Below are 22128 nucleotides of genomic sequence, written 5' to 3'. Positions count from 1 at the left end.
GAGGATTCGGAGGAAGATCACAGAGTGCTGGCCAGCGGCCAGGTCGCGTTCGGGGTGACGATCGTGCCGGCCTCGCCCTCCAGGATCCGGTGGCACTGGTCCAGCCGCCCGATCGCGGCCATGTCGCCGGTGCGCTCCACGAACCCGGCCACCGCCTCGACCTTGGGGCCCATCGACCCGGCCGGGAAGTCCTCCGAGCGCAGCTCCCAGGGCGTGGTGTGGAAGATCTCCTCCTGCTGCGGGGTGCCGAAGTGCCGCATCACGCGCGGCACGTCGGTGAGGATGAGGAAGGCGTCCGCCTCCAGGGTCTCGGCCAGCATCGACGCGGTCAGGTCCTTGTCGATCACCGCCTCGACGCCCTCCAGCTGCCCCCGGTCGTTGCGGACGACGGGGACGCCGCCGCCGCCCGCGCAGACCACGACGGTGCCGTTGCGGACCAGCGTGCGGATCAGCCGGGTCTCGATGACCCGCTGCGGCGCGGGCGAGGGCACCACCCGCCGCCAGTGGTCGCCGTCGGGCTTGACGGTCCAGCCGTACTCCCGGGCGTACTTCTCGGCCTCCTCCCGGGTGTAGACCTGGCCGACGAACTTGGTCGGCTCGTCGAAGGCCGGGTCCACCGCCGACACCAGCGTCTGGTTGATCATCGCCATGACCTGGCGGCCGGGCAGGGCGTTCTGCAGGGCCTGGAGCATCCAGTACCCGATCATGCCCTGGGTCTCGGCGCCGATGGTGTCCAGCGGGTAGGGCCGGGACAGGTTGGGGTCGTTGACGCTCTCCAGGGCCAGCACCCCGACCTGCGGGCCGTTGCCGTGCGTGATGATCAGTTCGTGCCGTTCGGCCAGCGGCGCCAGCGACTTGACGGCCGTCGCCACGTTGGTCCGCTGGGTGAGGGCGTCGGGCCGTTCGCCGCGCCGCATCAGCGCGTTGCCGCCGAGCGCCACTACGACGCGCATGTGTCTCGTCCCCCCGGTTCGTGTCGCCGTGCGCGCGCTCAGCCGAGCGTGGCGACCATGACGGCCTTGATGGTGTGCACGCGGTTCTCGGCCTCGTCGAAGACGATCGAGGCGTCGGACTCGAAGACCTCGTCGGTGACCTCCAGGGCCTCCATGCCGGTCTTCTGGTAGATGTCCTCGCCGACGGCGGTGTGGCGGTCGTGGAACGCCGGCAGGCAGTGCATGAACTTCGCGTCCGGGTTGCCGGTGGCCTTCATGACGTCGGCGTTGACCTGGTAGGGCCGCAGCAGGCGGATGCGCTCGTCCCAGACCTCCTTGGGCTCCCCCATGGAGACCCACACGTCGGTGAGCACGAAGTCGGCCCCCTGGACGCCCTCGGTGACGTCCTCGGTGATGGTGATGGTCGCGCCGGTCCGGTGGGCGACCTCCCGGGCGGGCTTGACGACCATGTCCGCGTCGGGCCACAGCGATCTCGGCGCCACGATCCGCACGTTCATGCCGAGCAGCGCGCCCATCGCCACGTAGGAGTGGCCCATGTTGTTGCGGGCGTCGCCGAGGTAGGCGAACGTGATCTGGTTGAACGGGCGGTCGCGGTGCTCGCGCATGGTGAGCGCGTCGGCGAGCATCTGGGTGGGGTGCCACTCGTCGGTCAGGCCGTTCCAGACCGGCACGCCCGCGTGCTCGGCCAGCTCCTCCACCAGCCGCTGCTCGGAGCCCCGGTACTCGATGCCGTCGAACATGCGGCCCAGCACGCGCGCGGTGTCCTTCATCGACTCCTTGTGGCCGATCTGCGAGCCGCCGGGGTCGAGGTAGGTGACGTGGGCGCCCTGGTCGTGGGCGGCGACCTCGAACGCGCAGCGGGTGCGGGTGGAGGTCTTCTCGAAGATCAGGGCGATGTTCCTGCCCCGCAGGTGCTGCCGCTCGGTGCCGGTGTACTTGGCGCGCTTCAGGTCCGCGGCCAGGTCGATCAGGAAGCGGAACTCCCTGGGGGTGAAGTCCAGCTCCTTGAGGAAGCTGCGGCCGCGCAGGTTGAACGCCATGGTCGTCTCGTCTCCTTGGAAGTCGTCGCGGGCGCCGGTCCGGGGCGGCCGGTCAGGCGTCCCGCTCCAGCGGGCAGCTCATGCAGCGGGGCCCGCCGCGGCCGCGGCCGAGCTCGCTGCCCCGGATGGTCAGCACCTCGACGCCGTTGGCGCGCAGGTGGTTGTTGGTGGTGGTGTTGCGCTCGTAGGCGATGACGACGCCGGGCTCGACGGCCAGCACGTTGGAGCCGTCGTCCCACTGCTCGCGCTCGGCGGCGAACACGTCCTGGGTGGCGGTGAGGACCCTGATGTCGTCCAGGTCCAGGGCCGCCGCGATCGCCCGGTGCATGTCCTCGGGGGCGTGGTCGGTGAGCTTCAGCTCCTTCTCGTTGTCGCCGGGCTCGACGGTGAACGACGGGAGCATGCCCATGCCGGCGTACTTGGTGAACGTGCCGTGGTCGACCATGGTCATCACGGTGTCCAGGTGCATGAACGCGCGCTTCTGCGGCATCCGCAGCGCCACGATCCGCCGGGCCGAGCCCTGCGCGAACAGCGACTTGGCCAGCATCTCCACCGCCTGGGGCTGGGTGCGCTCGCTCATGCCGACCAGCACCGCGCCCTTGCCGATGACGAGCACGTCGCCGCCCTCGATGGTGGCGGGGGCCATGGCGGTGCCCTGGTTCCAGACGTTGAAGCCGCCGGAGTCGGGGGCGTCGTAGCCGTCGGCGAACAGCGGGTGCCACCGGTAGACGGCCTCGTAGTTCACGGTCTCGCGCATGCGGGCCTTCTTGCGCATGGCGTTGACCGACACCCCGTCGTAGATCCAGCAGGAGGTGTCCCGGGTGAACAGGTGGTTGGGCAGCGGCGGCAGGACGAAGTCGTCGAGGCCGAGGGAGTGGAAGGCGATCGACTTGGGCTCCTCCATGCGCTCCAGCAGCTCGCGCTTGGTGATGCCGCCGATCAGGAACGACCCCAGCTCCTCGCGCTGCATGGCGTCGAAGGCGTTGCGGATCGCGTCGGTGGCCAGCGGGCCGAACCACTTGGGGTCGACCGCGTGGTCGAGGATGTGCTTCTTGGCCTCGGGGATCTCGATGGTCTCGCGCAGCAGGTCCAGCAGCAGGTGGACCCGCACGCCGCGGTCGCGCAGGACCCGCTGGAACTCCTCGTGCTCCTCCCCGGCCCGCTGCACCCACAGCACGTCGTCGAACAGCAGGTCGGCGGCGTTGGACGGGGTGAGCCGCTTCAGGGACAGCTCCGGCCTGTGCAGCAGGACCTGGCGCAGTCGGCCGACCTCGGAGTCGACATGGAAGGACATGGCCTACCTCCTCGTAGGGCAGTGGGTGGTGCGGCGGTGGGCGGGGCGGCGGTGGGCGGGGCGGCGGCCGGGCGGCGCGGGCGTCTCAGCCGCCGGGTCCGGCGGGCAGGGCGGGCTGCCGGTCGCGGCTGCCGTACTCGCCGCGCCTGGCCTTGGCCCAGATGAAGACCGGGACGCCGACCAGCATCGCGAGGATGCCGAGCATGACGGCCTGCTCGCCGGAGGCGTAGACGATGGCGAAGGAGAAGACCAGGGCGACGACCGCCACCGTCAGGTCCTTGGCCATCCGCGCCCGGCTGACCGTGCGGCCCCCGGTGACCAGCCAGAACAGCTGGGCGGCGGCGGAGAAGAAGTACGGGATCGCGGTGGTGAAGGACGCGAACAGCAGGATCGTGTTGAAGGTGTTCTCCGACAGGTAGGCGAACACCAGCATCAGCGTGGTCAGCACCGCGCCGACCAGGATCCCGGTGACCGGCGCCCCCCGCCGGGACAGGCGGGCGAAGGCGGCGGGGAACAGGCCGTCGCGGGCGGCGGCCATCGGCATCTCGGCGACGAGCATGGTCCAGCCGTTGAGGGCGCCGATGCCGGAGATGATCGCGCAGACGGCCATGGCGTGGCCGGTCCAGGTCCCGCCGAACATGTTGTTCAGCGAGTCGGCGAACGGGGCGGTGGACCTGGCCAGCTCGCCGTGCGGCACCGTGCCGAAGACCGCCACGGTGGCGAGGATGTACAGGATCCCGCAGGCGAGCACGCCGGAGACGCTGGCCCGGCCGACGTTCTTCGCGGGGTCCTTGACGCGCTCGGCGACGATCGTCACCGACTCCATGCCGGAGTAGATGAACAGGATGAGGCCGAGGGCGAGGGCGACGGCGCTCCAGGCCGAGCCGCCGGTGGCGTTGAACGGGCCGAAGTTCTCGGACCGGACGAAGAACAGGCCGACGATGGCGACGAAGATGAGCGGCACGAACTTCAGCACGGTGGTGACGGTCTGGAACAGCCCGATGTTCCGCACGCCGGTGAGGTTGATCAGCACGGGAATCCAGACGCCGACCAGGCCGATGGCCGTTTTCCCGGCGGTGCTGTCCCAGTGCAGGAAATGGTTGACGTAGCCGACCCAGGCGACCGCGATTCCCGCGTTGCCGCCCCAGGCGGTCAGCCAGAACGACCAGGCGCTCCAGAAACCCATGAATTCGCCGAACGCGTTGCGGGCGTAGGCGTAGGGGCCGCCGGACGTCGGAATGCGCGCGCCCAGTTTCCCGAAGACCAGCGCCAGCGCGATGGCGCCGAGGGTGGTGCCGACCATCACCGGGAAGCTGATGGTGCCGATCGCCGCGAGCGAGGCCGGCAGCAGGAAGATGCCGGTGCCCACGATGTTGCCCACCACCAGGGCGGTGGACTGGGGGAGCCCCAGTTTCCCCGCGGCGCCCAGGTCGGTGTCGGCCCGGGGACGCGGATCGCCCGTCCGCGTCCGGCCCTTGGCGTGCCGGGGCACCGTGTGAGGCCTTCCCATTCTCGTCCCCCCGACCGAGTGTGAAGCCCGTGAAGCATCGCCGAGCGGCGCGCGACATGCAGGGAATTCCCCTGCGGCTTTCCGCCGAAACTTGATCCACCGACGACCGCGCCGCACCGATTCGCGAAGTTCGCCCGAATAGTTTTCGCCTTTCCTTCGCGCCTGGCGGGGACTTGGCGCGCACTTGGCGGGAATTTGCTTCCGGGATTATTCGGCGACGCGAAAAAGGCGGTGGACCCGAGGGGTCCACCGCCCGGTCCGGGTCCTGCGGGGTCAGGGGCGCAGCAGCACGTGCGGGGCGCGGCGGGCCGGCTCCCCGCCGTCCCGGCGCGCGGTCGCGACCGCGAAGGCGGCGAAGGAGACCGCCAGCAGCACGCCGACCAGCACGACCGGCAGCAGGGAGCGGCGCGCGGGCAGGCCGAGCGCGCCGGCCTCGTGGCCCCCGAACGCCGACAGGCGGCGGGCGTACTCGGGGTCCTCGGCGGCGACCCGCCGGGCGATCTCGTCCAGGGTCCGCCTCTCGGCCCGCGACAGCGCCATCGGTCCCCCCGCGCTCGACGACTCGTGCGGAAACGGTTTAACCGATTTGATGCTGACTGTCCAGTTTCTTGACCGGATCCTTGCCATGCGGCCGGGCGGGCGCCGGCCGAACACCGGCCGCCGGGGGCCGGGGCGCCCCACCCGGGGCCTGCGGGGAGGGTCTGCGCTGATCCCCCGCCACCCCGGCCTAAACTCGACTCCATGACACCCCCCGAGGACAGCGCCGTCGCACTCGACGCGTTGGTCAAGCGTTACGGAGCGACCACCGCCGTGGACGGGCTGTCGCTGACCGCCGGGCGGGAACGGGTGACCGCGCTGCTCGGCCCCAACGGGGCGGGCAAGACCACCACGATCGAGATCTGCGAGGGCTTCCGGCGCGCCGACGGCGGCACCGTCCGCGTGCTCGGCCTCGACCCGGTCGCCGACGCCCGCGCGCTGAAGCCCAGGGTCGGCGTCATGCCGCAGTCGGGCGGCGTGCCCGGCACCGCCCGGGCGGGCGAGTTCCTGAGGCTGGTGGCCTCCCTGCACGCCCGTCCGCTGGACCCGGCGGCGCTGCTGGACCGGCTCGGGCTGGCCGAGCACGCGCGCACGCCGTTCCGGCGGCTGTCGGGCGGGCAGCAGCAGCGGCTGTCGCTGGCCGTCGCCCTCGTCGGGCGGCCCGAGCTGGTGTTCCTGGACGAGCCGACCACCGGGCTGGACCCGCAGGCCCGGCACGCCACCTGGGAGCTGGTGGAGGAGCTGCGCGCCGCCGGGGTGTCGGTGGTGCTCACCACCCACCACATGGAGGAGGCCGAACGGCTCGCCGACCACGTCGTGATCGTCGATCACGGCCGGGTGGTGGCCGAGGGCTCCCCCGCCGAGCTCACCGGCGCCGAACGCCAGCTGCGCTTCCGCGCCCGGCCCGGCCTCGGCCTGGACGAGCTGCTGGCCGCGCTCCCGGCGGGCAGCGCCGCCAAGGAGTCCCCGGCCGGGCACTACCTGGTCGAGGGCGACGTGCGGCCCGAGCTGCTGGCCACCGTCACCGCCTGGTGCGCCTCGCACGGCGTGCTCACCGAGGACCTGCGGATCGAGCGGCGCACCCTGGAGGACGTCTTCCTGGAACTCACCGGACGGGAGCTTCGCTCGTGACCGCCTCCTCCCCCGCCCCCCGGCTGGACCTGACCCCCGCCCCGGGCGCGGCGCCGCCGGCGAAGATGATCGCGGCGCAGACCCGGTACGAGCTGGTGGCGCTGCTGCGCAACGGCGAGCAGCTGCTCCTGACGCTCATCATTCCGGTGGTGCTGCTCACCCTGTTCTCGGCGACCTCGCTGCTGGACCTCGGGCCCGGGAAGCGCGTGGACTTCCTCGCCCCGGGCGTGCTGGCCCTGGCCGTGATGTCCACCGCGTTCACCGGGCAGGCCATCGGCACCGGCTTCGAGCGCCGCTACGGGGTGCTCAAGCGTCTGGGAGCCACCCCCCTGCCGCGGTCCGGCCTGATCCTCGCCAAGACCCTCACGGTCGTGCTGGTGGAGGCGTTGCAGGCCGTGGTGATCTGCGCGGTGGCGCTGGCGCTCGGCTGGAGCCCGCACGGCGACCCGCTGTCGGTGCTGGCGCTGCTGCTGGCCGGGACGGCCGCGTTCAGCGGGTTCGGGCTGCTGATGGCCGGGACGCTGCGCGCCGAGGCGACCCTGGCCGCCGCCAACCTGGTCTACGTCCTGCTGCTGGCGGTCGGCGGCGTGATATTCCCTTTGGACAAGTTTCCCGCCCCGGTACGCTCCGCCCTGGAGCTGCTGCCGATCTCGGCGCTGGCCGACGGGCTGCGGCAGGTCCTCCAGCACGGCGCGGCCCTGCCCGGCAAGCCGCTGCTGGTGCTGGCCGTCTGGGCGGTCGCCGGACTGGTGCTGGCCGCCCGCTTCTTCAGGTGGGAGTGACCCTTGGCCCTCGCTCAGGCCCCCGGTTCGTTCGGTGACGCGGGGCGGCCGCGCCGCGCCGTCACCCTGTCGCTGGGGTCGGTGCCGCCCCCGGCGCTGATCCTGCTCGGCATCCTGTCGGTGCAGCTCGGCGCGGGCGTCGCCAAGCACCTGTTCGACCGGCTGCCGCCCACCGGCGTGGTGACGCTGCGGCTGCTGACCTCGGCGATCGTGCTGGCGTTCATCGCCCGCCGGGCGCTGCGGACGGTGCTGCGCGACCACTCGCCGCGCTCGCTGGCGGTGGCGGCCGGGCTGGGCGTGGTCCTGGCGGGCATGAACCTGTCCATCTACCTGTCGTTCTCCCGGATCCCGCTGGGCGTCGCGGTGACGATCGAGTTCCTCGGCCCCCTGGCGGTGTCGATCATCGGTTCGCGCCGCCCCCGCGACCTGGCGTGGGCGGCGCTGGCGGGCGCCGGGGTGCTGATGCTGGCCCGGGGCGGCGGCGACCTGGACCTGGTCGGCGTCGGCCTGGCGGCGCTGGCCGGGGTCGGCTGGGCCGCCTACATCCTGCTGACCGCCGCGACCGGCAAGAGCTTCTCCGGCTCCACCGGCCTGGCGCTGGCCAGCCTGGTCGCCGGGGTGGTGCTGCTGCCGGTGGGCGTGGCCGGCGGCGGGGCCGGGCTGCTGGACCCCCAGGTCCTGCTGCTCGGCCTGGGCATCGGCCTGCTGTCGTCGGTGATCCCCTACTCGCTGGAGATGGAGGCGCTGCGGCGCATGCCCGCCCGCGTGTTCGGCATCCTGATGAGCCTGGAGCCCGCCGTGGCCGCGCTGATCGGCCTCCTGCTGCTGAACGAGGTGCTGTCGGGCCGCCAGTGGGTCGCGGTCGTGTGCGTCATGGTCGCCTGCGCCGGGGTGACGCTCAGCGCCAAGCAGCCGCCCGGGGCCCCCGAGGTGTGACCGGGCCTCCGCGGCGCCGGGCGCGGTGCGAGGTGGCGACCGCACCTTCGGGCGTGGAAGGATCGAACGCGTTGCGAGACCAGGGCCAGTGGACGATGCGGGGAGGGGACGCGCCGTGACCGGAACGTTCGAGGACCAGGGGCTGCCGCCCGAGTACTTCGAGGCGGGCGCGCCGTCGTTCGTGGACTTCCTGCGCGTCCACTCGCCGGACCTGCTGCCCGTCAACCGCCTCCCCGAGCGCGAGCTGACGATGGAGCTGCCGCACGGCACCACCATCCTGGCGCTGACCTACCCGGGCGGGGTCATGATGGCCGGGGACCGGCGCGCCACCCAGGGCAACCGGATCGCCTACCGGGAGCTGGACAAGGTCGCCCGCGGCGACGAGTACTCGGCGGTCGCGTTCGCCGGGACGGTCGGGCTGGCGATGGAGATGGTCCGGCTGTTCCAGGTCGAGCTGGAGCACTACGAGAAGATGGAGTCCGCGCCGCTGTCGCTGCCCGGCAAGGCCCGCCGCCTCGGCGCGGTCGTGCAGGCCAACCTGGGCGCGGCGCTGCAGGGCCTCGCCGTGGTGCCGATGCTGGCGGGCTACGACCCGGACGAGGGCGCCGGCCGGATCTACGGCTACGACATCACCGGCGCGCCGCAGGAGGTGCGCCGCTTCCACGCCGACGGGTCGGGCTCGCCGTGGGCGAACGGCGCGTTGAAGAAGCTCTACCGCGACGACCTCACCGAGCGCGAGGCCGCGGCGGTCTGCGTGCACGCCCTGTACGACGCCGCCGACGACGACTCGGCGACCGGCGGCCCCGACCGGACCCGCCGGATCTACCCGACGATCGCGGTGGTGGACGCCGACGGCTTCCGCCTCCTGTCCGAGGACGAGGTCCAGGGGATCGTGGAGGAGGTCGTCGAGGGCCGCTACGACCGCCCCGACGGCCCGGTCGCCCCGCTGCGCTGACCGCGCTGATCAAGAGTGTCGGTGCCGCCTCGTAGGCTTGCCCCATGGCACGGGCGAACGACGAGGCGGCGGCCCTCATCCAGGAACTGGCGGACCTGCTGTCCATCACGGGCGGCGACGCGTTCAAGATCAGGGCGTACGAGAAGGCGGCCCGGGCGGTCGCCGGCCACCCCGAGGACATCTCCACGCTGAGCCTGGCCGGGCTCAAGAAGATCCCCACCGTGGGCGAGGCGATCGCCAAGAAGCTCGCCGACTACAACGCCACCGGCACGATCCGGCAGGTGGAGGAGCTGCGCGCGCAGATCCCCGCCGGGGTCCGCGCGCTGACGGCGATCCCGACCCTCGGCCCCAAGAAGGCCCTGATCCTCTACCAGGAGCTCGGCGTCTCCTCGGTGGCGGAGCTGTCGGAGGCCGTGGAGCGGGGGCGGCTGCGCGGGCTGAAGGGCTTCGGGGCCAAGTCCGAGGACAACATCCGGCACGGCATCGAGCTGATGCGGCAGGCCGGGGAGCGGGTCCTGGTCGACGTGGCCGCCGAGCTGGCCGACGAGATCGTGGCGGCGCTGCGGGACGTCCCGGGCTGCCGGAAGATCACCCACGCGGGGTCGCTGCGCCGGATGCGCGAGACGATCGGCGACGTGGACGTGCTGGCCGCCTCCGACGACCCGCGCCCGCTGATGGAGGCGTTCACGGCGCTGCCCCTGGTGGGCGAGGTCATCGCGGGCGGTGACAAGAAGACCTCCGTCCGCACCACCACGGGCCTCCAGGTGGATCTGCGCGTGGTCCCGCCGGAGGCGTGGGGCGCCGCGCTCCAGTACTTCACCGGGTCCCAGGCCCACAACATCCGCACCCGCGAGATCGCGGTCCGCCAGGGCCTGAAGCTGTCGGAGTACGGCCTGTTCGACAACGACTCCGGCGAGCTGGTCGTCTCCGAGACCGAGGAGGAGGTCTACGAGCGCCTCGGCCTGCCCTGGATCCCGCCGACGCTCCGCGAGGACGGCGGCGAGATCGAGGCCGCCCGCGAGGACCGGCTGCCGCGCCTGGTCACCGCCGAGGACATCCGGGGCGACCTGCACACCCACACCGACCTGACCGACGGCACCGCCCCGCTGGAGCGGATGGTCGCGGCCGCCGCCGACCGCGGCCTGGAGTACTACGCGATCACCGACCACGCCCCGAACCTGGTCATGCAGCGCATGACCGACGAGAAGATCCTCGCCCAGCGCGAGCGGATCCGCGAGCTCCAGAAGGAGTATCCGGACCTGACGATCCTGCACGGCGCCGAGCTGAACATCGACCCCGACGGCGGCGTGGACTGGGACGCCGACTTCCTGGCGGGCTTCGACGTGCTGGTGGCGTCGGTCCACTCGCACTTCACCCAGGACCGGGCGGCGATGACCCGGCGGTTCGTCACCGCCTGCGAGAACCCGCACGTCCACGTGATCGGCCACCCCACGGCCCGCAGCATCGGCCGCCGCGCCCCGGTGGACGCCGACTGGGACGAGGTCTTCGCGGCCGCCGCCCGCACCGGCACCGCCATGGAGATCGACTGCTTCCCCGACCGCCTCGACCTGCCCGCCGACCTGATCCGCCGCGCCCTGCGGTACGGCGTGAAGTTCTCCATCGACACCGACGCCCACGCCGTGGCGCACTTCCGGAACCTCCGCTACGGCGTCGGCACCGCCCAGCGCGGCTGGCTCACCCCCGACGACGTGATCAACACCTGGCCCCTGGACCGCCTCCGCGCCTTCCTGGCCAAGAAGCCCTGACCCCGGCAGGGCTCAGGCGGGCTGGGGGGCCGGGGTGTCGGTCGGGGACGGGGTGGGGGCGGTCGCGGCCAGGGGGCCGCGGTCGCGCATCGACAGCAGCAGGCGCAGGGCGGCGATCCACATCAGGACCGAGCCGAGCATGTGCAGCACCACCAGCGGCGCGGGGACGTTGGTGAAGTACTGGATGTAGCCGACCAGGCCCTGGGCCATCTCCAGGGCGAACAGCTCCACGGCGCGGCGGCGGACCGGCGCCGGGGCCTTGGAGCGGTACGCCCAGGCCAGCGCCAGGACCGTCAGCGCGACGGTGATCCAGGCGAGGACGCTGTGGAAGCGGGTGACGTCCTCGATGTTGAAGCCCCAGCGCTGCACGCCCTTGCTGTCGTCGCCCGCGTGCGGGCCGGTGCCGGTGACGACCGTCCCGGCGACCATGACCGCGCCGGAGGCGGCCAGCAGGGCCCAGGTGAGGCGGCGCAGGCCCGCCGGGACCAGCGGGCGGGGGGCGTCGTCGCCCTCCCCCGCGCGGACCCACAGCGCCACGCAGAAGATCAGCAGGACCGGGGAGACCAGGAAGTGCAGGCCCACCGAGGCCGGGTGCAGCTTGGTGAGCACGACGATGCCGCCGATGACGGCCTGGGCGACCACGCTCATCGGCTGGGCGAAGGCCAGCCGCACCAGGTCCCGGCGGCGCGGGCGCAGGCGCAGCGCGGCGACGAACACCGCCAGGCCGACCGCCAGCACGGCGAAGGTGAGCATCCGGTTGCCGAACTCGATCGCCATGTTGATCGCCGGATGCTCGGGGCTGTGCGTGGGCACCAGGCTGTCGCCGGTGCACTTGGGCCAGGTCGGGCAGCCCAGGCCGGACTTGGTGACGCGGACCGCGCCACCGGTCGCGACGATCCCCGCGTTGCCGATCACACCCAGCAGCGCCAGCAGCCGGAACGACGCCGGGGTGGGGTGCCACACGGCGTCCCGTGCCCTGGTCAGCGGGTTGCGGGAGGTGGGTGCGCCGGAGACCGGCTCGGTTCGCGTTGCCACGGTCATCAATCGTATGGGCGGTCTCCGGCCGCCGTGACCCGGCCCCCGCGCAGGCGCGTCGCTCAGCCCCGGTAGGGGCGGTCCGGCGGCGGCTGCGAGAAGCCCGACAGGCCGGGCGGGGCCCAGGGCGGGGGGCTGGGGCGCTGCTGCGGAACGCGCAGGAACGTCTGCCGCGCCAGCGCCATCAGGCCCAGCAGCGCGTCACGGCGCTGGACGAACCAGTGCGGCTCGGCCACGCCGCGTTCGGCGCGCTTGTGCAGCAGCGCCAGCTCGGTCGCGGCCAGCTGGTAGTCGCCCATGGCGCGGGCGGCGGCGTGCCCGCCGACCAGCCGGGCCCAGCGGCGCGCCGCGCGGCGGGTGGGGATGGTGCGCAGCATCCGCACGTCCTGCGGCGTGACCAGGCCGGTGGAGGCGTACATCGGCAGGTACGCCTCGATGCGGTGGACGTTGTGGCGGCGCTCCACCCAGACCACGACCAGCAGCGCCAGCAGCAGGCAGAAGTCCAGCGCGTACACCACCAGCAGGCCGCCCGCGCCGAGGGTGGTGGAGCCGTTCCACAGGCCGTGCAGCACCATCGCGGCGGCCAGCCCCAGCAGCGGGGCGGCCCACTGGCCGCGCCGGTGGGTGGCGGCGTAGGCGACGCCGAGGCCGGTCATGGAGGTGAACAGCGGATGGCTGAGCGGGGCGATCAGGCCGCGCAGCACGAACACCGCCTGCAACTGCTGCGCCCCGCCCTCCTCGTAGGCCCGCATGTAGTAGGTGACGTTCTCCATCATCGCGAAGCCGAGGCCGACCAGCGCCGCGTAGATGAGCCCGTCGACGAACCCGTCGATCTCGTTGCGGCGGAACCACAGCAGCCCGAACAGCGCCGCGCCCTTGAGCGTCTCCTCGATCAGCGGCGCGCCGAAGGTGGCGCTGACGAAGTGCCCCTTGCCCTCCCCGAAGATGGGCACGGTGACGTACAGCATCCCGAGGGTGTTGAGGACCAGCGCGCCCAGCACCGCCACGCCCGCGCCCCACATGAACGACAGCAGCAGCGTGCGGGGCGGCTCGGGCTCCATCCGGTCCAGCGCCAGCACCAGCGCGACCAGCAGCGGGATCGGCAGGAACGCCAGCAGCAGCCCCACCCAGAAGCCCGAGCCGCCGTACAGCGCGTCGATGCCGAGGGCGACCACCGCGCACAGCGAGCAACCGAGGAGTCCGAGGACGAGGGCGATCGGAGGCCGGCCCGGGATGCGCCCCTCCAGCACCGCCTTGGGATCTACTGCCATGTCGCGAGCGTAACCGTCCGGGGGTGACCGCGCTCACACCGGTGCGGCCGCCCCGCGAGTTCCGGGACGGCCGCGACCGGCGAGAGGGGACGTCAGTACAGCAGCGGGTCCACCGCGACGGCGGTGAACAGCAGCGCCAGGTACACGTTGGACAGGTGGAAGAACCGCATCGGCCGCAGGTGGACACCGGTGAGCCCGGTGCGGACGGCGTGCAGCAGGCGGTGCCCCTCGGCCAGGAACACCGCGCCGAGCACCAGCGCGGAGACCCCGTAGACCGGGCCCATCCCGGCCACCGGCCACAGCGCCAGCGAGCAGGCGACGGTGGCGTAGGTGTAGACCAGCGACTCGACGATGACGCGCGTCTCGGAGGCGACCACCGGCAGCATCGGCACCTTGACCGCCGCGTAGTCCTCGCGGTACCGCATCGCCAGCGTCCAGGTGTGCGGCGGGGTCCACAGGAACACCACGCCGAACAGCACCAGCGGCGCCCAGTCCAGCCCGCCGGTGATCGCGGCCCAGCCGATCAGCACCGGCATGCACCCGGCGATGCCGCCCCACACGATGTTCTGCGAGGTGCGCCGCTTGAGCAGCAGCGAGTACACGAAGATGTAGAACAGGATCGCGAACAGCGACATCGCGGCCGACACGAGGTTGACCGCCAGGGCGAAGCCGACCGTGGACACCACCGCCAGGGTGATCCCGAACACCAGCGCGCGGGCCGGGGTGACCTGCGCGCGGGCCAGCGGGCGGCGCCGGGTGCGGCGCATCTTGGCGTCGATGTCGCGGTCGATGTAGCAGTTGATCGCGTTGGCCGCCCCGGCCGACATCCAGCCGAACGCGAACGTCAGCAGCACGGTGGACAGCGGGGGCACACCCCCCGCGGCCAGGAACATCACCGGGATGGTGGTGATCAGGAGCAGTTCGATCACGCGCGGCTTGGTCAGCGCCACATAGGCGCGCACGCTCGCGCCGATCGACCGGCTGGCCGCCGCCGGTTCGAGCGCGGCCACAGGCGCCCCCGGCACCTGGTCGTCGAGCTCGACCGCGAGCTTGTTACTGAGCACCGTCACAATCGGGTCCACGTCCAACTAGGCATGAGTAATCGCGATCACCTGGCGGTGCCCCCGCGATTCACCCGCACCGTCCTGCGGTGCGGGTTCGGCTTGCGAAACGACGAGCGGCCGTTGTTGTCAACCGCGCAATCACTGTAGTCCGCCCCCCGCCGGGGTCGAGCACCGGGGCACCGGACGCGCCGTTTCGGCCTGGTCACGGCCGGATCGGCGGGATCGCGCCGGATCCCGCCGGAGGGGTGGCCGCGTTCCCCCCGCGGGCTCACCCGCGCGAGGGGTTAGCCCCGCGGCGATCGGGCAGGGGTCCCTGTGCGCGTCGGCCGTACGCCGGCGTCGCGTCGACGCACGGCCGGTGCCGCGCCGACCTCGCGTCGGGGCCACCTCGGCGCCATCTCGGCGCCGCCTCGGCGTCGATGGCGGCGGCCGCCGGTCCGATAGGCTCGGAACGGGCACGGCACGATCTTCGCCGGGTCCCGGCGGGTACGGCCGTTCCGGGGGTGTTCGACGGTGACCGCCGTCCCGGCCGCGCGTGGTGGCCGGGGACGACGGGGAATCCGGACATCTCAGGGAAGACACCCGGCGTCGGCGGAGTTGCCACCAGTGGGGCCCGGCGACGGCCGGGGCAGACATTGCGATAGAGCGGTTCGAGAGGAGCCTGGCGTTCCGTGAGTGGGGACAACAGCACGTTTGAGTGGTCCGACCAGGACCGGCGGGCGGTGGACGTGGTCCGCGCCCTCGCCATGGACGCGGTCGAAGAGGCGGGCTCGGGCCACCCCGGCACCGCGATGAGCCTGGCTCCGGCGGCGTACCTGCTTTTCCAGCGGTTCCTGAAGCACGACCCGACCGACCCGAACTGGGCGGGCCGGGACCGTTTCGTCCTGTCCTGCGGTCACTCCAGCCTGACCCTGTACATCCAGCTCTACCTGTCGGGCTACCCGCTGTCGCTGGACGACCTGAAGTCGCTGCGCAAGTGGGACAGCCGCACGCCGGGGCACCCCGAGCACGGGCACACCGCGGGCGTGGAGACCACCACCGGCCCGCTCGGCCAGGGTCTGGCCAACGCGGTCGGCATGGCGATGGCGGCGCGCCGCGAGCGCGGCCTGTTCGACCCCGACGCCGCGCCGGGCGCCTCGCCGTTCGACCACACGGTCTGGGCGTTCGTGTCCGACGGCGACATCGAGGAGGGCATCAGCCACGAGGCCAGCGCGATCGCGGGCCACCAGCGGCTGGGCAACCTGGTCGTCCTGTACGACGACAACCACATCTCCATCGAGGACGACACGCAGATCGCCCTGTCGGAGGACGTGCGGGCCCGCTACGAGGCCTACGGCTGGGACGTCCACTCGGTGGACTGGACCGAGGGCGGCGAGTACGAGGAGAACGTCGCCGCGCTGGCCGCCGCGATGGAGGCCGCCCGCAACGAGACCTCGCGGCCGTCGTTCATCGCGCTGCGCACCATCATCGGCTGGCCCGCGCCCAACAAGAAGAACACCGGCAAGATCCACGGCTCGGCGCTGGGCGCCGACGAGGTCGCGGCCACCAAGCAGATCCTGGGGCTGGACCCGGCCGAGACGTTCCACGTGCCCGCCGAGGTGCTGGAGCACGCCCGCAAGGTCGTGGAGCGGGGCCGCGCCGCGCACGCCGAGTGGGACAAGGCCTTCCAGTCCTGGCGCGAGGCCAACGCCGACCGCGCCGCCGACTTCGACCGCATCGCCACGCGCACGCTGCCCGAGGGCTGGGCCAAGGCGCTGCCGGAGTTCGAGGCGGGCAAGGACCTGGCGACCCGCGCCGCGTCCGGGCAGGTCCTCAACGCCCTGGCCCCGGTGCTGCCGGAGCTGTGGGGCGGCTCGGCGGACCTGGCCGAGTCCAACAACACCACGATGAAGGGCGAGCCGTCCTTCGTCCCCGAGGAGTTCCAGACCAAGGAGTTCCCCGGCGGCCCCTACGGCCGGACGCTGCACTTCGGCATCCGCGAGCACGCCATGGGCGCGATCCTCAACGGCATCGCGCTGCACGGCGGCACCCGGCCCTACGGCGGCACGTTCCTGGTGTTCAGCGACTACATGCGCCCGGCGGTGCGGCTGGCGGCGCTGATGAGGCTGCCGGTCACCTACGTGTGGACGCACGACTCGATCGGCCTGGGCGAGGACGGCCCGACCCACCAGCCGGTCGAGCACCTGTGGGCGCTGCGCGCGATCCCGGGCCTGGACGTGGTCCGCCCGGCCGACGCCAACGAGACCGCCGTGGCGTGGCGGACCGTGCTGGAGCACACCGACCGCCCGGCGGGCCTGTGCCTGACCCGGCAGAAGGTGCCCACGTTCGAGCGCGGCAACGGCATCGCCGCGGCCGACGGCGTCGCCAAGGGCGGCTACGTGCTGGCCGACGCGTCCAACGGCCAGCCCGAGGTGATCATCATCGGGACCGGCAGCGAGGTGCAGATCGCCCTGGCGGCCCGCGAGGTCCTGGAGGCCGAGGGCACCCCCACCCGCGTGGTGTCGATGCCGTGCGTGGAGTGGTTCGAGGAGCAGGACGACGCCTACCGGCAGCAGGTCCTGCCGCCGTCGGTGAAGGCCCGCGTGTCGGTCGAGGCCGGCGTGGCGCTGGGCTGGCGGATCTACGTCGGCGACGCCGGCGAGTCGGTCGGCCTGGAGCACTTCGGTGCCTCGGCCGACTACAAGACGCTGTACCAGCAGTTCGGCCTGACCGCCGAGCGCGTGGTCGCGGCGGCCAAGTCCAGCCTGATCAAGGCGGGTGTGGCGGGCGCCGGTCGTGGTACCACCACCGGCAACTGACCGGTGACCGACCCGACATCCGCCGAGGAGGAGGAAGCGATGAGCGAGACGTTGAAGAGGCTCTCGGACGAGGGCGTGTCGATCTGGCTGGACGACATCAGCCGGGAACGGCTGCGCTCGGGCAACCTGGAGAAGCTGGTCAAGGAGAGGAACGTGGTGGGGGTCACCTCCAACCCCACGATCTTCGAGAAGGCGCTGGGCCAGGGCGACGCCTACGACGAGCAGGTGCGTGACCTGGCGGTCCGCGGCGTCGACGTCGAGGAGGCGGTCCGCGCGATCACCACCTACGACATCCGCTGGGGCTGCGACGTGCTGCGCCCGGTGTACGACCGCACCGAGGGCCTGGACGGCCGCGTGTCGATCGAGGTCGACCCGCGGCTGGCCCACGACGAGATCAAGACCGTCGCCGAGGCGCGGGCGCTGTGGTGGATGGTGGACCGGCCCAACCTGTTCATCAAGATCCCGGCGACCGAGCGGGGCCTGCCCGCGATCACCAACGCGCTGGCCGAGGGCATCAGCGTGAACGTGACGCTGATCTTCTCGCTGGAGCGCTACGGCAAGGTGATCGACGCGTTCTTCACCGGTCTGGAGAGGGCCAGGGAGAACGGCCTGGACATCTCCAAGATCGCGTCGGTGGCGTCGTTCTTCGTGTCCCGCGTGGACACCGAGATCGACAAGCGCCTCGACAAGATCGGTTCGGAGGAGGCCAGGGAGCTGCGGTCCAAGGCGGGCGTCGCCAACGCCCGGCTGGCCTACGCGCTGTACGAGGAGAAGTTCGCCTCCGACCGCTGGAAGGCGCTCAAGGCCGCCAACGCGCGCCCGCAGCGCCCGCTGTGGGCGTCCACCGGCGTGAAGGACCCGGACCTGCCGGCCACCCTGTACGTGGACGAGCTGGTCGCCCCCGGCACCGTCAACACCATGCCCGAGGCGACCCTGGACGCCGAGGCCGAGAAGGGCGAGGTGCGCGGCGACACGGTCACGGGCGCCTACGACGAGGCCCGCGCGCACATGCGGGCGCTCAAGGACGTCGGCGTGGACTACGACGACGTGGTGCGGGTGCTGGAGGAGGAGGGCGTCGAGAAGTTCGAGACGTCCTGGAACTCCCTGCTCGGCACGCTGGCCGACGAGCTGAAGGCCAAGGCGGGCGGTCAGGGGTCCACCGCGTGACATCGGTGGTGACCGCCGGGGGGACATCGGTCACCATTCGCGGCGTCGTCGTCGACGAGAGCGAGGCGGTCCTGAACCGCCTCGTCTCCGACGGCGTGCCGCGTTCCCTGGCGAGCGGGAACGCCAAGCTGTGGGGCCCGGACGCCGCGCCGGAGGCGGCGCGGCGGCTGGGCTGGCTGCGGCTGCCGGAGTCGTCCCGCCCCCTGGTGGGGCGGCTGGCCGAGCTGACCGGCCGGGCCCGGGGGGCGGGCCTGGACCGGGTCGTGCTGGCCGGGACCGACGGCTCGACGGTGGCCGCCGAGGCCGTGGCGCGGAGTGCCGGTGCTCCGCTGACGGTGCTGGACACCACCGACCCGCACCGGGTGGCGGCGGTACTGGCCGACCACCCGGACCGGACGCTGGTGGTGCTGTCGGTCAAGGAGGAGACGGTCGGGACCGACGCGCTGCGCCGGGTCTTCGAGGAGACCTTCCGCGCGGCGGGCGTGCCCGACCGAGAGCTGGCGCGGCGCTTCGTCGTGCTCGCCGACCTGGGAACGCCGGCGGCCGACCTCGCCGAGAAGGCCGGGTACCCGGTGGTGCCCGGCGCGCCGGACGTCGGCGGGCGGTTCGCGGCGCTCAGCGCGTTCGGGCTGGCCCCGGCCGCGCTGGCGGGAGCGGATGTGACGCTGCTGCTGGACGCGGCGGCGGCGCTGCTCCCGACGCTCCAGCAGCCCTACGACAACCCGGCGCTGGCCCTGGGCGCGGCGCTGGGCGCCTCGGCCCTGGGAGGCCGCGACAAGCTGGTGCTGGCCGACCAGGGCTCGGGGCTGCCGGGCCTGGCCGACTGGGTGGAGCAGGTGGTCGCCGAGTCCACCGGCAAGGACGGCAAGGGCATCCTGCCGGTGATCGTGGAGGGGGTGGCCGCGCCCGGGTTCGCGCTGACCGGCGACATGCGGCGGGTCATCCTGGGCAGCCGTCCCGACGAGCCCGGCCCGGCGCGCGAGGCCGGGGTGAGCGTGGCGGGGCCGCTGGGCGCGCAGTTCCTGCTGTGGCAGTACGCGGTCGCGGTCGCCGGGCGGGTGCTGGGGGTCAACCCGTTCGACCAGCCCGAGGTGCGCGAGAGCGAGGACAACACCGCCGCGCTGCTGCGGTCGGCCGAGGGCGAGGCGCCCACGGTCATCCACGGCGCGCCCGCCGTGGTCGACGACGCGGTGGAGGTGCACGGCCCCGCGGAGCTGTTCCGGGGCGTCCAGAGCCTGTCGGACGCGATGGACCGGCTGGTCGAGCGCGTGCCCGAGCACGGCTACCTGGCCGTCATGGCCTACCTGGACCCGGTCGGGGACGCGGGCGCGGCGGAGGCGCGGGCGCTGCTGGCGGCCCGCGCCGCGCGGCTGCGCAGGCAGCCGCCGCCGGTCACCTTCGGGTGGGGGCCGCGCCTGCTGCACACGACCGGGCAGTACCACAAGGGAGGCCGCCAGAACGGGGCGTTCCTGCAGATCACCGGTGAGACGACGACCGACCTGCCGGTGCCGGGCCGCCCCTACACGCTGGGGCAGCTCCAGCTCGCGCAGGCGTTCGGCGACCTGCGGGCGCTGCGGGCGCGGGGCCGCCCGGCGGTGCGGCTGCACCTGCGCGACCGGGCCGCGGGCGTCGAGCAGCTGCGTTCGGCGCTCACCTGATCCGGACCTTCGGGCCGCCGTGGTCGGACGACCGCGGCGGCCCCACCATGTCCGGGGTCAGGTCCGGGGTCAGGTCCGGAGATATGTCCGCAGCCGTAACGAAACATCACTTGTTCACAAATTCCGCCCCGAAGATCGGGGAGATGGTCGCGAATGCCGGTTGTCTCCTGAAACGATAGGGGCGGGAGGAGACGGTGTCCGGATTCGACGTACTGACGCGCGGTGAGGTGCTGCACGCCGCGCTCCAGGCGCGTGACTACCTGGTGGACTGTGGCGTGCCGGCCGCGCTGGCGGCCAAGGACCCCCGCCTGTGGGGGCGGCGCTCGGTCGACCACAGCCGCCTGGGCTGGCTCGACCTGCCCACGGCGTCGCGCGGGCTGCTGGACCAGATCGACGGGCTGGTCGCCGAGGCCCGCTACTCCGGACTGGACCACATCGTGCTGATCGGGGTGGGCGCCGAGACCTACGCCGCCCAGGCCGTCATGGAGGCCCACGCCGCGCACGCCCCCGCCCTGACCGGCGGATCCCCGGGCGGCTCCCTGGGCGGGTCACCGGGCGGCCCGCCGGGCGGCGCGGCCTCCGGCGGCGCGCTGACCGTGCTGGACGGCGGCGACACCGCCGCGCTGGCGACGGCGCTGGAACGCCTGGACCGCACGCTGGTGGTGCTGTCCAGCAAGGCCGGGGTGTCGCTGGAGGGCGACGCCTACCGGCGCGTGTTCGCCGCCGCGTTCCGCGACCACGGCCTGTCGGACCGCGAGATCGCGGGCCGGTTCCTGGTCATCACCGACCACGGCAGCCCGCTGCACGACTTCGCCCGCCAGTGCGGCTACCGCATCGGGCTCACCGACCCCTACCTGCCCGGCCACTTCGGGGCGCTGTCGGCCTACGGGCTGGTCCCGGCGGTGCTGGCCGGGGCCGACGCGCACCGCCTGCTGGACGAGGCCGCCGCGCTGGCGCCCGCGCTGGCGGGCAACGACGACAACCCCGGCCTGCTGCTGGGCGCGATCCTGGGCGGCTCGGCCCAGCAGGGCGAGGGCGGGCTGGCCCGCGACAAGGTGGTGCTGCGCGAGCCAGGCGGGTCGGGCGCGCTGACGGCGTGGATCGCGCAGCTGCTGGCGGTCGGCACCGGCAAGCGCGGCCGGGGCGTGCTGGCGTTCGAGCCGCCGGGCGTCCCCCGCGACTGCCCCGACGCGCACGGCATCGCCCTCAACCCGCGCGCGGCGACCTCCGAGGACGCCGACACCTCGGTGTGGGCGCCGCTGGGCGCGCAGTTCCTGCTGTGGGAGTACGCGACGGCGGTGGCCGGGTGGCTGCTGGGCGTCAACCCGTTCGAGCCGGGCGGCACCTCGGTGCAGGAGGCCGAGGACGACGCGGCGGCGCTGCTGCGCGCCGCCGCCGGGGGCCGGCTGCCCGGCGGCGACCCGGTGCTGGTGGACGGCGACATCGAGATCCACACCGCGCTGCCGTTCCGCACCGACATCGGGCTGGAGGCGGTGGTGGCGGCGCTGCTGGACCGCGTGCCGGGCACCGGCTACCTGTCGGTGGAGACCTACCTGTCCGGGGAGTTCTCCGGCCGTTACCTGGCGCCCGCGCTGGCGCGCGGCGCGCTGCGTCCGGTGGGCTACGGGCACGGCCCCGGCCACCTGCACGCGACCGGTCCGGTCCACAAGGACGGGCCGGGCACCGGCGCGTTCCTGATCGTGACCGGGGACCCCGCGCCGGGCGACGCGCTCGCCGACCTGCCGGTGCCGGGCCGCTCCTACGGGCTGGGCCGGCTGCGGACCGCGCGCGGGCTGGCCGAGGAGCGGGCGCTGCGCCGCCGCGGCCTGCCGGTGGTGCGGCTGCACCTGCGCGACCCCGCCGCGGGCGTGGAGCGGCTGGCCGAGGCGGTGCGCGCCGTCACCGCGACCGACCCCTCGGGGGCCGCGGGCCCGGAGGACACGGGTAAGGCGTACGGGTAAGGCGTAGTGATCCGGTAGTGACGAGCTTCACCGCGGTCGTCTCGGGACCGACGACCATCACCGCGCGCGGCGCGGTCCGCCAGGCCGCCGAACGGGTGCTGGGCCGGCTGTGGATCGACGAGGTCCCGGTCCGGCTGGCCTCGGAGGACCCCGGGCTGTGGCCGTCGACCGCCGCCGCTGCCGCCGACGCCGCCGGGCGGTCCTGGTGCTGGCCGGGCCAGCCGGGCCCGGCGCGGCTGCTGCTGGACCGCGTCGCCGCGCTGCGCGCCG

Annotated in this window: 18 protein-coding genes; 10 read left to right on the top strand and 8 right to left on the bottom strand. The window is 73.2% G+C overall.

Features of this window, described 5'->3' with window-relative positions; all coding sequences use genetic code 11:
• Positions 1 to 17 precede the first annotated feature (17 nt).
• The 5 genes from arcC to AKI01S_RS03020 all read right to left on the bottom strand — a co-directional run bounded on the left by arcC (position 18) and on the right by AKI01S_RS03020 (position 5337).
• Positions 18 to 953: a carbamate kinase gene (gene arcC / locus AKI01S_RS03040; protein ID WP_067812028.1), complete on the bottom strand. Its 936-nt coding sequence runs from the start codon at positions 951 to 953 to the stop codon at positions 18 to 20.
• A 38-nt stretch (positions 954 to 991) separates the two neighbouring features.
• A complete protein-coding gene (gene argF, locus AKI01S_RS03035; protein ID WP_067812026.1) occupies positions 992 to 1993 on the bottom strand; it encodes an ornithine carbamoyltransferase in 1002 nt (333 codons plus the stop codon).
• Positions 1994 to 2045: 52 nt separating this feature from the next.
• On the bottom strand, positions 2046 to 3287 hold the full coding sequence (locus tag AKI01S_RS03030; protein ID WP_067812024.1) for an arginine deiminase: 1242 nt from the start codon (positions 3285 to 3287) through the stop codon (positions 2046 to 2048).
• A gap of 85 nt (positions 3288 to 3372) precedes the next feature.
• The gene (locus AKI01S_RS03025; protein WP_083998805.1) at positions 3373 to 4797 is read right to left on the bottom strand and encodes an amino acid permease; all 1425 of its coding nucleotides are present in this window, start codon (positions 4795 to 4797) and stop codon (positions 3373 to 3375) included.
• A gap of 273 nt (positions 4798 to 5070) precedes the next feature.
• The gene (locus AKI01S_RS03020) at positions 5071 to 5337 is read right to left on the bottom strand and encodes a DUF3040 domain-containing protein (protein WP_067812022.1); all 267 of its coding nucleotides are present in this window, start codon (positions 5335 to 5337) and stop codon (positions 5071 to 5073) included.
• A gap of 201 nt (positions 5338 to 5538) precedes the next feature.
• Between AKI01S_RS03020 and AKI01S_RS03015 the strand changes: the two genes are divergently transcribed.
• The 5 genes from AKI01S_RS03015 to polX all read left to right on the top strand — a co-directional run bounded on the left by AKI01S_RS03015 (position 5539) and on the right by polX (position 10904).
• Positions 5539 to 6465: an ABC transporter ATP-binding protein gene (locus tag AKI01S_RS03015; RefSeq protein ID WP_067812021.1), complete on the top strand. Its 927-nt coding sequence runs from the start codon at positions 5539 to 5541 to the stop codon at positions 6463 to 6465.
• A complete protein-coding gene (locus tag AKI01S_RS03010; RefSeq protein ID WP_067812020.1) occupies positions 6462 to 7247 on the top strand; it encodes an ABC transporter permease in 786 nt (261 codons plus the stop codon). The genes AKI01S_RS03015 and AKI01S_RS03010 overlap by 4 nt, the downstream gene beginning before the upstream one ends.
• Before the next feature lie 3 nt (positions 7248 to 7250).
• Complete coding sequence (locus AKI01S_RS03005) at positions 7251 to 8183, top strand: EamA family transporter (protein WP_067812019.1); 933 nt, start codon at positions 7251 to 7253, stop codon at positions 8181 to 8183.
• Between the two features lie 115 nt (positions 8184 to 8298).
• A complete protein-coding gene (prcB, locus tag AKI01S_RS03000) occupies positions 8299 to 9138 on the top strand; it encodes a proteasome subunit beta (RefSeq protein WP_067812018.1) in 840 nt (279 codons plus the stop codon).
• A gap of 44 nt (positions 9139 to 9182) precedes the next feature.
• Positions 9183 to 10904: a DNA polymerase/3'-5' exonuclease PolX gene (gene polX, locus AKI01S_RS02995; RefSeq protein WP_067812016.1), complete on the top strand. Its 1722-nt coding sequence runs from the start codon at positions 9183 to 9185 to the stop codon at positions 10902 to 10904.
• 12 nt (positions 10905 to 10916) lie between these two features.
• Here polX and AKI01S_RS02990 read toward each other — a convergent pair whose 3' ends face one another.
• The 3 genes from AKI01S_RS02990 to AKI01S_RS02980 all read right to left on the bottom strand — a co-directional run bounded on the left by AKI01S_RS02990 (position 10917) and on the right by AKI01S_RS02980 (position 14280).
• On the bottom strand, positions 10917 to 11939 hold the full coding sequence (locus AKI01S_RS02990) for a COX15/CtaA family protein (protein WP_245681453.1): 1023 nt from the start codon (positions 11937 to 11939) through the stop codon (positions 10917 to 10919).
• Positions 11940 to 12001: 62 nt separating this feature from the next.
• Positions 12002 to 13210, bottom strand: coding sequence for a PrsW family intramembrane metalloprotease (locus tag AKI01S_RS02985; protein ID WP_067812012.1), 1209 nt, complete (start codon positions 13208 to 13210; stop codon positions 12002 to 12004).
• Between the two features lie 92 nt (positions 13211 to 13302).
• A complete protein-coding gene (locus tag AKI01S_RS02980) occupies positions 13303 to 14280 on the bottom strand; it encodes a heme o synthase (protein WP_083998801.1) in 978 nt (325 codons plus the stop codon).
• A gap of 740 nt (positions 14281 to 15020) precedes the next feature.
• Here AKI01S_RS02980 and tkt point away from each other — a divergent pair.
• The 5 genes from tkt to AKI01S_RS02955 all read left to right on the top strand — a co-directional run.
• A complete protein-coding gene (gene tkt / locus AKI01S_RS02975) occupies positions 15021 to 17072 on the top strand; it encodes a transketolase (RefSeq protein WP_439951654.1) in 2052 nt (683 codons plus the stop codon).
• A gap of 39 nt (positions 17073 to 17111) precedes the next feature.
• Positions 17112 to 18239 carry a transaldolase gene (tal, locus tag AKI01S_RS02970; RefSeq protein WP_067812008.1) on the top strand — a complete coding sequence of 376 codons (1128 nt, stop codon included), beginning with the start codon at positions 17112 to 17114 and terminating at the stop codon, positions 18237 to 18239.
• A complete protein-coding gene (locus AKI01S_RS52685; protein WP_067812007.1) occupies positions 18236 to 19897 on the top strand; it encodes a glucose-6-phosphate isomerase in 1662 nt (553 codons plus the stop codon). The genes tal and AKI01S_RS52685 overlap by 4 nt, the downstream gene beginning before the upstream one ends.
• A 194-nt stretch (positions 19898 to 20091) precedes the next feature.
• On the top strand, positions 20092 to 21858 hold the full coding sequence (locus tag AKI01S_RS02960; protein WP_157419630.1) for a phosphoheptose isomerase: 1767 nt from the start codon (positions 20092 to 20094) through the stop codon (positions 21856 to 21858).
• Between the two features lie 17 nt (positions 21859 to 21875).
• Positions 21876 to 22128: hypothetical protein (locus tag AKI01S_RS02955; RefSeq protein WP_218009538.1), on the top strand; the 253-nt coding region annotated here is incomplete at its 3' end.

The sequence above is a fragment of the Actinomadura kijaniata NBRC 14229 genome (genome assembly GCF_001552175.1).
Classification (GTDB): Bacteria; Actinomycetota; Actinomycetes; order Streptosporangiales; family Streptosporangiaceae; genus Spirillospora; species Spirillospora kijaniata.
The sequence above is the reverse complement of the archived record's forward strand: the minus strand, read 5'-3'. Positions and strand labels throughout refer to the sequence as shown.